The organism is Halobacillus yeomjeoni, from assembly GCF_020171525.1.
Lineage (GTDB): Bacteria > Bacillota > Bacilli > Bacillales > Halobacillaceae > Halobacillus > Halobacillus yeomjeoni.
Genome location: NZ_JAIVAI010000001.1, coordinates 152,027 through 165,130 on the forward strand (window position 1 = coordinate 152,027; position 13,104 = coordinate 165,130).

General features: G+C 39.8%; 13 protein-coding genes. 12 read left to right on the top strand and 1 reads right to left on the bottom strand.

Features of this window, described 5'->3' with window-relative positions; translation table 11 throughout:
- Positions 1–9 precede the first annotated feature (9 nt).
- The 4 genes from LCL89_RS00725 to LCL89_RS00740 all read left to right on the top strand — a co-directional run bounded on the left by LCL89_RS00725 (position 10) and on the right by LCL89_RS00740 (position 2,676).
- Positions 10–900 carry a phospholipase D-like domain-containing protein gene (locus LCL89_RS00725; protein ID WP_224807169.1) on the top strand — a complete coding sequence of 297 codons (891 nt, stop codon included), beginning with the start codon at positions 10–12 and terminating at the stop codon, positions 898–900.
- A 17-nt stretch (positions 901–917) separates the two neighbouring features.
- Positions 918–1,157 carry an HU family DNA-binding protein gene (locus tag LCL89_RS00730; protein WP_224807171.1) on the top strand — a complete coding sequence of 80 codons (240 nt, stop codon included), beginning with the start codon at positions 918–920 and terminating at the stop codon, positions 1,155–1,157.
- 1,068 nt (positions 1,158–2,225) lie between these two features.
- Complete coding sequence (locus LCL89_RS00735; protein WP_197316626.1) at positions 2,226–2,402, top strand: hypothetical protein; 177 nt, start codon at positions 2,226–2,228, stop codon at positions 2,400–2,402.
- Positions 2,403–2,496: 94 nt separating this feature from the next.
- Positions 2,497–2,676 carry a hypothetical protein gene (locus LCL89_RS00740; protein ID WP_197316625.1) on the top strand — a complete coding sequence of 60 codons (180 nt, stop codon included), beginning with the start codon at positions 2,497–2,499 and terminating at the stop codon, positions 2,674–2,676.
- 104 nt (positions 2,677–2,780) lie between these two features.
- On the opposite strand, the gene sda is transcribed toward LCL89_RS00740, so the two are convergent.
- On the bottom strand, positions 2,781–2,906 hold the full coding sequence (sda, locus tag LCL89_RS00745) for a sporulation histidine kinase inhibitor Sda (RefSeq protein ID WP_263620626.1): 126 nt from the start codon (positions 2,904–2,906) through the stop codon (positions 2,781–2,783).
- Positions 2,907–3,265: 359 nt separating this feature from the next.
- Between sda and LCL89_RS00750 the strand changes: the two genes are divergently transcribed.
- The 8 genes from LCL89_RS00750 (at position 3,266) to LCL89_RS00785 (ending at position 13,102) form a co-directional block, all read left to right on the top strand.
- A complete protein-coding gene (locus tag LCL89_RS00750; RefSeq protein ID WP_224807173.1) occupies positions 3,266–4,249 on the top strand; it encodes a tetratricopeptide repeat protein in 984 nt (327 codons plus the stop codon).
- A gap of 153 nt (positions 4,250–4,402) precedes the next feature.
- Complete coding sequence (gene tig, locus LCL89_RS00755) at positions 4,403–5,689, top strand: trigger factor (RefSeq protein WP_224807174.1); 1,287 nt, start codon at positions 4,403–4,405, stop codon at positions 5,687–5,689.
- A gap of 326 nt (positions 5,690–6,015) precedes the next feature.
- The gene (gene clpX, locus LCL89_RS00760; protein WP_197316621.1) at positions 6,016–7,293 is read left to right on the top strand and encodes an ATP-dependent protease ATP-binding subunit ClpX; all 1,278 of its coding nucleotides are present in this window, start codon (positions 6,016–6,018) and stop codon (positions 7,291–7,293) included.
- A gap of 297 nt (positions 7,294–7,590) precedes the next feature.
- Positions 7,591–9,921, top strand: a complete 2,331-nt coding sequence (lon, locus tag LCL89_RS00765; protein ID WP_224807175.1) for an endopeptidase La — start codon at positions 7,591–7,593, stop codon at positions 9,919–9,921.
- Positions 9,911–10,498: a ribosome biogenesis GTP-binding protein YihA/YsxC gene (gene yihA / locus LCL89_RS00770; protein WP_197316619.1), complete on the top strand. Its 588-nt coding sequence runs from the start codon at positions 9,911–9,913 to the stop codon at positions 10,496–10,498. The genes lon and yihA overlap by 11 nt, the downstream gene beginning before the upstream one ends.
- A gap of 269 nt (positions 10,499–10,767) precedes the next feature.
- Positions 10,768–11,583 carry a transporter substrate-binding domain-containing protein gene (locus LCL89_RS00775; protein WP_197316618.1) on the top strand — a complete coding sequence of 272 codons (816 nt, stop codon included), beginning with the start codon at positions 10,768–10,770 and terminating at the stop codon, positions 11,581–11,583.
- Between the two features lie 88 nt (positions 11,584–11,671).
- Positions 11,672–12,352, top strand: a complete 681-nt coding sequence (locus LCL89_RS00780) for an amino acid ABC transporter permease (protein WP_197316617.1) — start codon at positions 11,672–11,674, stop codon at positions 12,350–12,352.
- Positions 12,353–12,379: 27 nt separating this feature from the next.
- A complete protein-coding gene (locus LCL89_RS00785; protein WP_197316845.1) occupies positions 12,380–13,102 on the top strand; it encodes an amino acid ABC transporter ATP-binding protein in 723 nt (240 codons plus the stop codon).
- Positions 13,103–13,104 lie beyond the last annotated feature (2 nt).

The window sequence follows — 13,104 nt, forward strand, 5'->3', positions numbered from 1 at the left end:
AAAAAGAATTTGAAAAATACTTTAGATGATTTAGTTGTTGTTTCTGCTTATGTAAAGGTCGATGCGCTAAAGGTGATTGATGAAAATTTAGTGCATCACCCAAGAAAAAAGAGACTATTGGTCCGATTTAGAATGGATGACGTTGTTTCGGGTAGTAGTGATTTTGAATTGGTTAATTACTGCATGGAAAATAACTGGGAGTTGTTCATTAATTTCGATCTTCACTCCAAGATCCTAATCTTCGATAAGTCACAATTTATGTTGGGGAGCGCAAATGTAACCTTGTCTGGGCTAGGATTATCCAATAACCCAAACATTGAGAGTGTAGTCTTAGGTGATTTGGATGAAACTCAAATCAGTAAAGTGAATTCGTTATTTGATAATTCTTTGAGAATGGACAGTGGATTATCCTCGGAGATGCGAGACCAACTTGAAAAATTAATTGATTCAGACAAAGCAAGTGCACCTTTAAAGTGGAACAAGGAGATCATAGATAAACATAATAACCTAACAAATGTTGAGGAGTTGTGGTGTTCTGAAATGTTTTTTAGCAATACACCGTTTGATATGTTTAGCAGTGACTGCTCATTACTAGGAATTACGAGCAGAGACGTTGGTGATGTAGATTTACTAAGGAGGCAGTTTGTAAAAACAAAAGTTTTCAGATGGTTCCTCAACTCATTTGACGATGAGATATATTTTGGCAGACTAACCAAACAATTACATTCTGCACTAATAGACCATCCTGCCCCGTACAGAAAAGATGTAAAGGAGTTTTTATCCAACTTAATAAATTGGATACGTGATTTACAAATCGAAGGGATTATTATTGATCAACCTAATTATTCCACAAGAATTCGAAAAGTATCCTCGCACTTAAATGATCATACAAAACTCTAAGCAAAGGAAGATCCAACATGAATAAAACAGATATAGTAAATCAGGTTACAAGTAAAAGACCATTACAAAAGCTGAGTACAAAAAAAGCTTTAGATAGTATTCCTGATACTTTGACTAGTGAGCTCTCAAATGGCAATAAAGTTCAATTTCCTAATATTGGAACATTTGAAGTTAAAAAAGAGCTGAAAGAAAGGGGAGAAACCCTTAATCAGGGGAGGTACAAATTATTCCTTAATTCAGCCCCAGTGAAGTGTTAAAGAGGGGAGTAAATGACGTCACCTTGCTTGAAGTGCTGAGTCAGAACAACCACTTTAGTGAGAATGAAGAGAAAGTGCTTAAATATGTTATTGAAAAAACAGAAAGAAATGAACTTACTCAAATAGCGTTATAAAATTCTCGAATGATTTAGGTTTTTCATTTGAAGAAGTTAAACGTATAAGTATTGATCTAATGAAAAAGAAAGGAAAATATGGAGATATTGATGTTGTTCATTTGTGAAAGAAATATCATGTCTATCTATAATAATGGTGAATGGAGCAAGCAGACTGTTTCAAACATCTGTTTGCTTCAATATATATGGGGCAGGATTTCATTATTTATGCCCCAGTTGAATCCTAAACAATTACATAGCACGTTAAACAATGTTGATTTATAAGGCTTCCCTCGCATTTAATTATAAGGGATCGTACTACCTCCAACAGCCTTCTAAGCTGTGGGTCGGGAGTTCGAATCTCTCCTGGGACGCTGAGAAGAAAGAGCATTTACATTCAATTGTAAATGCTCTTTTTTTGGCTCTGTTAAAGATTAGTGTTGATTTATTCGTTTTGAGCCTTTGTAAATGTATAGGTACTTTAACCATACTTAAATTTCATTTAAAAGGTTTAATTTACAAATGAGAGTCACCTAAATGGAATGTCGTATTTTTTGGGTCTTCACACTTTTAGTAAAAAAGATGATCTCAAGAGATAATCATCGCAAGGGTGGTCGGAGAAGGGGGAGACTCCCGCGGGAGAAGGAAACAGGCGAGATCCCACAGGGCTTTAGCCCGAGGAAGCTTGCCGGTTCCCCCGCAGGAAAGCGGACCCTTCCCCGACCACCCTGCATTTCATAGGAGGTTTGAATTCATTTCTGTTCATACAGTTTTAGAAAACAGAGAATATCAACACCAGTCTTTAACAGAGTTTTTTGTTTTGATGTTAAAAGTAAAGAAAGTTATTCATCCTATTAGGAAAGCTTCCGAATGGGTGAGTGGTCGACAAAATTCAAAATACATTCAACCAAAACCTGAAAACATTCATACGTTAATTGTATAAGGAGTGTTTTCAATGGTCTTTTTTTATCTGTTGGTTGGATTTATCTGGATCATGTTTAAAAAGGAACCTTCACTTGAAACTAAAGAAGAGCAGGCTGTCTATATGTTTTATATGCTTGGACTGTTGATCTTCTGGCCAATCGTTTTGTTGGTGAAAATATTTCTCAAATTATCTTCCAAGGATAACTGATTTTTCAATGGAAAAAGTAAACAAGGATAAACTCCTCATTCATCCATAAAATAGGAGTGGTCTTAGGACCGAAAAGAATAGGGAGTGAAGAATGATGATGAAGACTGGAAATGTTCAATGGATTCCAATAATTGCGTCCATAGGTATTGGTGCCGCGACTTATAGTATGATGACAGGTCAAGGTGGGCAGCTGCAAAATGTGCTGCCGGGTATAGCAAATATGTCTGGTCAAAATCAATTTTCTCAGAATCCTAATCAAACAAATAATCAATAAAAAAAAGCAGACTTTCGAAAAGAAAGTCTGCTTTTCCCATGCTTTATCTAAACGTTTTCGTTTAAGCCCATGACTTGATGTAGGATTCATGTATGTAAAAGCAATTAATGTTCAGGAATTTCGATAGAGCGCTTATCGATTTCACGGCTGATTAAATTTACAAAATCATCATCTAACTGCAGCTTCAATGACTCAAGGTAAGTTTCCACTAATGTTTGATCATCAAGCATTGACAAGGTAACACAACTCCTTATATTTTCTTCCATATCTCTTCAATACACTTTACTTATTTTAACAAAAAAAACCAGGTCTTCATGAGTCTTTATACCTAACTTTGAATTTTATGGTGGAAGCATCAAAAAAGTTTATAAATCAAGTGCTGGAAGGTGTCGACTATTGACTTGATGTCGGGTTTTCTGTCATTGGATTTATTCAGTAAATCAAAATACACTATTTATTCTTGTTCTCGTGTTACACTGAATCAATATCCTTCAATATAAGAATAATTAGCCGTTATTAAAATAAAAAGTATGTTTTATTCCTCTCAGGATACACTAAAGAAAAAATCTGTTATTAGGAAGGGTGTCTTATGGAAAATAATGAAGGGAACATCGTCATGTTCCCAAAATTGAAGTCAAGTCTGGAAAAGAAAGGTTTACAAGCATGGAAAGAAAAAAGGTATGAGGATGCTGTAAAATCTTTTGAACCTTTGTTGGAGTATGGTGTAGCTAATCAAGATGTAGTTACCGGCTTGTTGATGAGCTGGATTGAGCTTGGCCAATTTGATGAGGCAGAAGAGTTATGCCGTCAAAAAATGAAAGAAGAGGTCGAACAATATTACCATTATTTACATATATACATAACGATCTTATTCCAATCCAACCGCTATCAAGAAATTGTAGATTTGCTGGATGAAGTGTTTGAAATGGAAGACATCCCTCACCAAAGCAGAACTCAGCTTTGGCAGATGTATGAAGTAAGCAGGAAATTGTTGGATGAACATCAAAAGGAAACGGGAAACAAACTGATCAATGATTTTCTGGAGAAGTTAGAGTCCGGGGATATCAATGGGCAGTGGGCCACTGTTCTTCGACTGAAATCTCAATCTCCTGAACCTTTTTTAGAAACGTGTACAGAAACTTTAAAGAGCGAAGCCGTCCATCCGATTATCAAAACTGCATTGATTGAATGGCTGAGAGATTATGAAGTTACGGGGAGTGTTTCAGTACATAAATTCGGACAGTTTTTCAAAATACACCCTGATCAACTGAATCAGATGCACTCAGATTATATTTTGAAGCAGATTCAAATGAGGCTGAGCGGAATAGAACAAAGCAATCCGACTATGTATGAAATGTTGAATCGCCTGCTTACTCACTATTGCTATGTGAGATACCCTTTATATCCGGACGAAAATGAAGTGCCTGCTATTGTGGAAGCATTGAAGCGGCTGGGGCATGAATATCTGCAGCTTCCATATAAAGAAAACGATGCCCTGGAGGAAGTGGAACGATATAAAGAAGAAATAGAATTGTGCGAACAGCATTACTTGATGATTGTAGGGGATGATTAAATTTTTTACTGTTTAGTACAATTCTTGAAAGCATATGGGATTATGTTATAATATAGTGGTTGCAAAAGAGATTCGTATGTAAAAAGAGTCATAGAATCAATGAACAATCGTCTTTGACGAAATCGAAACAATAGATGTTGGAGGGAATTTTTTATGTCAGCAAAATGGGAAAAACAAGAAGGCAATCAAGGTACTTTGACTGTAGAAGTACCTGCAAGTGAGTTCGACCAAGCACTTGATCAAGCCTTTAAAAAAGTAGTTAAACAGGTACAGGTACCTGGATTCCGTAAAGGAAAAGTACCTCGTAAACTATTCGAAAGCCGTTTCGGAGTAGAATCCCTTTATCAAGACGCTCTTGATATCATTCTTCCAAAAGCTTACACAGAAGCTGTTGAAGAAACAGGTATTGAGCCAGTCGATCGTCCAGAAGTGGATGTTAAACAGCTTGAAAAAGGTGAAAACCTAGTCTTTACTGCTGAAGTTACTGTTAAGCCAGAAGTGAAGCTTGGAGACTACAAAGGTCTTGAAGTAGAAGAGCTGAGCACTGAAGTAACTGACGAAGATGTACAAAATGAATTGAAGCAGCTTCAAGAAAAGCAGGCTGAACTAGTAGTCAAAGAAGAAGGAGAAGTTGAAAACGGCGATACAGTTGTTATGGACTTCGAAGGATTCGTTGATGGTGAAGCGTTCGAAGGTGGACAAGCAGACAACTACTCCCTTGAAGTAGGATCCGGTTCCTTTATCCCAGGATTTGAAGAGCAGTTAGTCGGTAAGAAAGCTGGAGAAGAAACAGATGTACAGGTTACTTTCCCAGAAGAATACCACGCTGAGGATCTTGCAGGAAAAGAAGCTACATTCAAAGTGAAAATTCATGAAATCAAAGGTAAAGAGCTGCCAGAACTTGATGATGAGTTCGCTAAGGATGTAGATGAAGAAGTAGAAACTCTAGATGAGTTGACGAAGAAAACCCGTGAACGTCTAGAAGAGCAGAAGAAAACAGAAGCTGAAAACCATAAACGTGATACGTTGGTAAAACAAGCTTCTGAAAATGCTGAAGTAGAAATTCCTGACGCAATGGTTCAAACTGAATTGGATCGTATGGTACAAGAATTTGAACAGCGTCTACAAATGCAGGGAATGACGAAGGATATGTACTTCCAATTCACTGGTCAGGACGAAGATGCATTGCGTGAACAAATGAAAGAGGATGCAGGTAAGCGCGTGAAAACGAACCTTACTCTTGAAGCAATCTCTGAAGCAGAAGACGTGAATGTCACAGATGAAGATGTGAACAGCGAGCTTGAGAACATGGCTTCCATGTATCAAACAGACGTTGCTCAGTTGACTCAAATGCTTGGCGGCAACACAGATATGATCAAAGAAGATCTTAAAGTGCGTAAAGCCATCGACGTTCTAGTTGAAAACTGCAAAGCTGAATAATTTATAACGAAGACAAGGCGTGGATTCCCTGCCTTGTCTTCTCCTATATTTCGTTTAACAAGGAGTATAGGTACCTTAATTCGTGGATATCATGAATGGTACATCCTCCCACTTACATACAATAGTAAAGATATCCTTTTGTTTGACTTATCTTTCACATATCTACATAATTAGGGTGGTGCAATAGACTTCGCACACCTCTAATAGGTATTGCTTTTTTGTTTGAGGTTATTTTGGTATGATGGGCAAAAGAAGCTGAATCGTTTAAGTCATATCTTAAGACTTCAGTCGCAACTATTGCGTCATTTTATTAAGGGGTGAAACGTATGTTTAAATTTAACGATGAAAAAGGACAACTGAAGTGTTCTTTCTGCGGTAAAAGTCAGGAACAAGTTCGTAAACTTGTCGCAGGACCTGGCGTATATATTTGTGATGAATGTATTGAATTATGTACGGAAATAGTAGAAGAAGAATTAGGTAATGAAGAAGAGGTTGAATTCAAAGAGGTGCCAAAACCTCAAGAGATCCGTGAAATTTTAAATGATTATGTAATTGGACAGGATCAAGCGAAAAAGAACCTCTCTGTAGCCGTCTATAACCACTATAAGCGTATTAACGCTGGAGTGAAAAATGATGATGTGGAACTTGCTAAAAGTAATATCTTGATGCTTGGACCTACAGGTAGCGGTAAGACGTTGCTTGCCCAGACACTGGCACGTATCCTCAATGTTCCTTTTGCTATTGCAGACGCTACATCGCTGACGGAAGCAGGTTATGTAGGTGAAGATGTTGAAAACATCCTCCTGAAGCTGATTCAAGCAGCTGATTATGATGTGGAAAAAGCAGAAAAAGGAATTATCTACATCGATGAAATAGACAAAGTTGCACGTAAATCTGAAAATCCTTCGATTACTCGAGACGTTTCCGGCGAAGGTGTTCAACAAGCCTTGCTGAAAATCCTTGAAGGTACTCAAGCGAGTGTTCCACCTCAAGGAGGACGGAAACATCCTCATCAAGAATTCATCCAAATCGATACGACCAACGTACTGTTCATCGTCGGTGGTGCCTTCGACGGAATCGATCAAATCATCAAACGCCGTCTTGGTAAAAAAGTGATCGGGTTTGGCTCTGAACAAACAACGGATGATTCTGAGAAAAAAGAATTGCTTACAAAAGTTCTACCTGAAGACTTGTTAAGTTATGGTCTCATTCCAGAATTCATCGGTCGTCTTCCGGTTATCGGAAGTCTGGAGCAGTTGGATGAAGAAGCACTTGTAGAAATCTTGACTAAACCGAAAAATGCTCTAGTCAAACAGTATCAAAAACTATTCCAAATCGATCACGTCGAGCTGGAAATTGAAGAAGAGGCTCTTAGAGAAATTGCGCGTTTAGCCATTGAGCGTAAGACAGGAGCTCGTGGTCTTCGTTCAATCATTGAGGGAATCATGCTTGATGTCATGTATGAACTTCCATCACGTGATGATATTGAAAAATGTATCATTACGAAGGATACCGTGGTTGCGGAAAATGGCCGCCCGAAACTTATCCTGACAGATGGTACGGTTGAAGATGAGAATAAAGAATCTCCTAAAGAAAGTGCTTGATTTTCTTTAGGTCCCACCTAACTTTTGTCTTGAAGCCGCGCTACAATTAATCGTAGCGCGGCTTATATATTATTGTGGATTTATTTGAACAGGAGAGTATCCCAAACATCTCGATGAACTTAGGATGAAAGTGAGCGAGCAGGCTCATAATATGGATAACATTTGCTGGACTGCCCTTGACCCCCCATGGAGTGAAGGGATTTCAGCGTTGGTATAATACAACATACTTACGTTTACTTTCCAATAATCTTTATATATGATTAGATTACGTATTTGTATAATTCGGAGGTGCACATTATGACAGATAAATCAAGAACTCAAATTCCACTGCTGCCTTTAAGAGGTTTGTTAGTGTACCCATCGATGGTTCTGCACCTTGATGTTGGTCGGGAAAAGTCCGTCAATGCACTTGAACAAGCGATGATGGACGATAATGAAATTTTTCTAGTGTCACAAAAAGAAGTGAACATCGATGAACCTTCTTCCGAGGATATGTACACGGTAGGGACAGTAGCCAGGGTCAAACAGATGGTGAAGCTTCCAAACGGTACAAATCGTGTGCTGGTTGAAGGATTGTATCGGGCTTCAATCAATGAATTAAATGAAGGCGATGAATTTTATCAGGCAAGCATTCAGAAACTTGAAGATGAACATGCCGATAAAAATGAAGAAGAAGCTTTGTTGAGAACTTTGATGAGCCAATTCGAACAATACGTAAAGGTCTCCAAAAAAGTCAGCCAAGAAACATTCAATACAGTGTCTGATATTGATGATCCAAGTCATCTTGCAGATATGGTGACTTCCCACCTTCCTGTAAAGCTGAAGGATAAACAGAAAATATTAGAAACAGAAAACGTAAAAGCCCGGCTTCAAAAATTGATTGAACTGATAGGCAATGAACGTGAAGTTCTTCAAATTGAACAGAAAATCGGTCAGCGCGTAAAGAAGTCAATGGAGAAGACACAAAAAGAGTATTATTTGCGTGAACAAATGAAAGCTATCCAGAATGAATTGGGCGATAAAGATGGAAAGTCTGGAGAAGTAGCTCAGTTGAAAGAGAAGATTGAGGAATCCAACATGCCTGAGCGTGTCGAAAAGATAGCTTTGAAAGAACTGGGCAGATATGAAAAGGTACCTCAAAGCTCAGCAGAAAGTTCTGTTATCAGAAATTATATTGAATGGCTGGTAGCACTTCCTTGGTCAGAAGAAACAGAAGATAACTTGGATGTGAACCATGCTGAGACGATTTTGGATGAAGATCATTACGGTTTGGAGAAGGTCAAGGATCGTGTTTTAGAATATATAGCTGTGCAGAGGTTAACCCAATCCATTAAAGGGCCTATTCTTTGTTTAGTAGGACCACCCGGGGTCGGAAAAACTTCTTTGGCGAAATCGATTGCCAGGGCAATCAATCGGAAATTCGTCCGTATTTCATTGGGTGGTGTCCGGGATGAAGCTGAAATAAGAGGCCACCGACGTACGTATATCGGAGCTATGCCAGGGCGGATCATCCAAGGTATGAAACGGGCAGAGACTATGAACCCGGTCTTCCTATTGGATGAAATCGATAAAATGGCCAGCGATTTCAGAGGAGACCCTTCCTCAGCGATGCTTGAAGTGCTGGACCCAGAACAAAATGGGACATTCAGCGACCACTTCATTGAAGAATATTATGATTTATCAAAAGTCATGTTCGTCGCGACAGCAAACAATATGGCCGCCATTCCTGGTCCTTTGCGTGATCGTATGGAAGTCATAACGATTGCCGGTTATACAGAAGTTGAAAAGCTGCACATTGCCAAAGAGCATTTGCTTCCGAAGCAAATTAAGCAGAACGGCCTGACCAAAGGTCAAATTCAGCTTCGTGAAGAAGCGCTTCTTAAGTTGATTCGCAGGTATACAAGAGAAGCAGGGGTCCGTGGTCTTGAGCGGGAGCTCGCAAGCTTATGCCGTAAAGCTGCCAAAATTATCGTTTCAGGGGACAAACAACGTGTAGTCATTACAGAGAAGCAGTTAGAAGAGCTGCTCGGACGTCCGAAGTTCCGATATGGGCAGGCTGAACTGGAAGATCAAGTAGGTGCTGCTACAGGGTTGGCTTATACGACTGCAGGTGGAGACACCTTATCCATAGAAGTGTCCATTTACCCAGGTAAGGGGAACTTGACTTTAACAGGAAAACTTGGAGATGTAATGAAGGAGTCTGCCCAGGCAGCTTTCAGCTACATTCGATCTCGAGCTGAAGAGTTGAATATTGATCCTGAATTTGTGGAGAAGAATGATATTCACATCCACGTTCCGGAAGGGGCTACACCTAAGGATGGGCCTTCTGCGGGGATTACAATGGCGACTGCTCTGGTTTCTGCGTTAACGGGACGGCCTGTAAGAAAGGAAGTAGGCATGACTGGAGAGATCACTCTCCGTGGACGTGTCTTACCTATCGGTGGATTGAAGGAAAAATCATTGAGTGCTCATAGAGCGGGCCTATCAAAAATCATCATGCCTGCAGATAATGAAAAGGATCTGGAGGACATCCCGGACAGCGTCCGAAAAGGTCTGACATTCATTCCTGTCAAACATTTAGATGAAGTGCTCAAACATGCATTAATGGAGGATATACATGAAAGTTAATACAGCAGATATCGTGATCAGTGCTGCAAGTAAAAAACAATATCCGAAGGCTCCTATTCCGGAAATTGCTCTAGCGGGGCGTTCCAATGTAGGCAAATCTTCGTTTATAAACAAAATGATCCAAAGGAAGAACTTGGCACGGACATCTTCCAAGCCAGGAAAAACACAAACCCTTAACTTCTATATCATTAATGATCAATTTCACTTTGTAGATGTTCCGGGTTATGGCTATGCGAAAGTATCCAAAAAAGAGCGTGCCAAATGGGGAGAGATGATGGAGGAATACTTTGCTGAACGAGAGCAGTTGCGCGCGACTGCTCTTATCATCGATATCCGCCATAAACCAACGGAAGATGACCGCTTGATGTATGATTACTTGAAGCACTTCGGCCTTCCGGTCATGGTCATCGCAACAAAGTTGGACAAAATTAAAAAAGGTCAGCGAAAAAAACAATTGAATATGATTTATGATGTGCTGGAAATGGAAGAGGAAGATTCCTTGATCCCATTTTCCTCTGAAACAGGAGAGGGCAAAGACGTTGCGTGGAGAACGATGCTCAGCCATTTAAATCTATGACCAGGAAACCACTCCTTTATACAGGAGTGGTTTTTTTATTCATTATAAGAGTGTTTTATTGTATTATTATACAAAATCAGATCATATTAGAGCAATTTCATGCATTCTTAAGCATTTGGGCATATTTACAAACCAGACCATATTCACAGAGGTTTTTAGCTGATTTTGTACATTTTTAAATTTTGGGAAAATTTCTAATGGTCGATATAATGGGGTATATGCGAATAGTACATATGATTTACAACTGAGAGAAGGGAAGGATTCTGGGAATGAAAAAACAATTTTTGCTTCTTACGTTCGCGTTGCTGACTGCACTTCTATTGTCAGCTTGTGGCGGGGGAGAAACAACAGAAGAAGAAACAAATGAAAGCAATACAGAAGGGGCCTCAAATGAGTATGGATTGGTTGAAGAAGGGAAATTCACATTCGCGGCTTCTGGAGAGTTCCGTCCTTTCAGTATGACGGACGCAAGCGGTGAAATGTCCGGCTTTGATATTGATGTGGCTAATGCTGTAGCCGAAGAGCTTGGACTGGAACCGAATCCTCAAAAGCAAAAGTTCGCCTCCATTGTTGAGGGTGTAAAGACTGGGCGTTTTGATGCTGCTGTAGCCAGTCATACAATCACTGAAAAACGAGCGGAACAAGTTGATTTTTCAACCCCTTATTATTATTCCGGAGCACAAATCTTCACTCGTCCAGGAAGTGATATTGAATCTTTAGAAGATTTGGAAGGAAAAGAGATCGCTGTATCCAAGGGATCCACTTACAGCAAATTTGCTGAAGAAGTGACAGATAACATTAAAACCTATGACAGTGACGTCGTTGCTCTACAATCTCTTGCTAAAGGCAGACACGATGCTGTCATCACTGATTTCCTGACAGGGAAAGAGGCTAAGGGTCAAGACTTGGAAATTGAAGCCAAGGCAATGATTGAGCGTAGTGAACAGGCAATTGCCGTCGCTAAAGACAACGAAAAATTGTTAGAGGACATCAATGCAGCTCTAGAGACACTTCGAGAGAATGGTAAACTAGCTGAAATTAGTAAAGAATACTTCGGTGACGATATCACTTCCAAGCCAGAGTAACATCTTAATTTTACTAGATCTGAAGTCAAAAAGAGTGCGCTGATTGCGTACTCTTTTTGATATGAATAAGGAGTAGGAGTGGATACCCATGTATTTGAATTTTATCTCATTTTGGGCGAACTTCTGGGATGCGCTGGTAAGTAGTAAAGGGCTGTTTATTGAAGCTTCACAAGTAACTTTAGCCCTTACAGCGGTTTCCATAGTCATCGCCATTTTTATCGGTCTGTTTTTTGCATTAATGAAGTTATCGAACATTAAACCGCTGGAATGGATTGCAAATGCTTATATCTATATCGTTCGAGGAACCCCTCTGATTGTACAAATCTTCGTATTCTATTATGGTTTGACAGAGGTTTGGATGATCAGTGGATTTTGGTCCGTGTCACTAGGTCTTGCATTTCATAACGGAGCATACATAGCAGAAATCTTCCGTGGATCGATTCAATCCATCGGAAAGGGGCAGATGGAGGCAGGTCGATCTCTTGGTATGAGTCATTCTTTGACGATGCGGAGAATCATTCTTCCGCAAGCGTTCAGGCGAGCGCTGCCGCCGCTCGGTAACCAGTTCATCATAGGCCTGAAAGACTCGTCTCTGGCTGCCTTTATCGGAGTTTCTGAAATCTTCGCTGTAGCAACCACCCAAGGCGCCAATACTTTTGACTATATGACTTGGCTTTTAGTCAGTGCGGTATACTACCTGATCCTTGTGTTCATCCTTACAATGGTAGTAGGCTTAATAGAGAAGAAAATGGCTGCTGGTGATGAATAGAGGAGGATAAACAGAGTGAGTAACAATATGATTCAAGTAAATCAACTGCATAAATATTTCGGAGATTTGCATGTCTTGAAAGGGATAGACTTTACAGTAGAAGAAAAAGAAGTGGTCGTACTTATCGGGGCCAGTGGTTCTGGTAAAAGTACACTGCTTCGCTGCCTGAACTTCTTGGAAATGAAAAATGATGGGGATATCTTCATTCAAGGAAAAGAAGTCAACCCTAAGAAAGACAACCTGAACGAGTTTCGTCAAAAAGTCGGAATGGTATTTCAACATTTCAATCTATTCCCTCACAAAACAGTACTGCAAAATGTAATAGAAGCACCTACTCAAGTTAAGCGCGTTCCAAAAGCTCAAGCTAAAAAAGAAGGGAAGGAACTGCTGGAAAAAGTAGGACTTGGAAGCAAGGCGGACGACTATCCTTCCAAATTGTCGGGAGGCCAGAAGCAGAGGGTCGCAATCGCTCGTGCTCTGGCTATGAAGCCTGAAATTATGCTGTTCGATGAACCAACTTCAGCTTTAGATCCAGAGCTTGTAGGTGAAGTACTTCAGACGATGAAGGACTTGGCTCAAGAAGGGATGACGATGGTTGTCGTGACTCATGAAATGGGATTTGCCAGAGAAGTCGCTGATCGTGTCGTCTACATGCATGATGGGAAAATCGTTGAAACTGGTGCCCCTAAAGATATTTTTGAGAATCCACAAGAAGAGAGAACGCAGGCTTTCTTAAGTTCAATATTGTAATA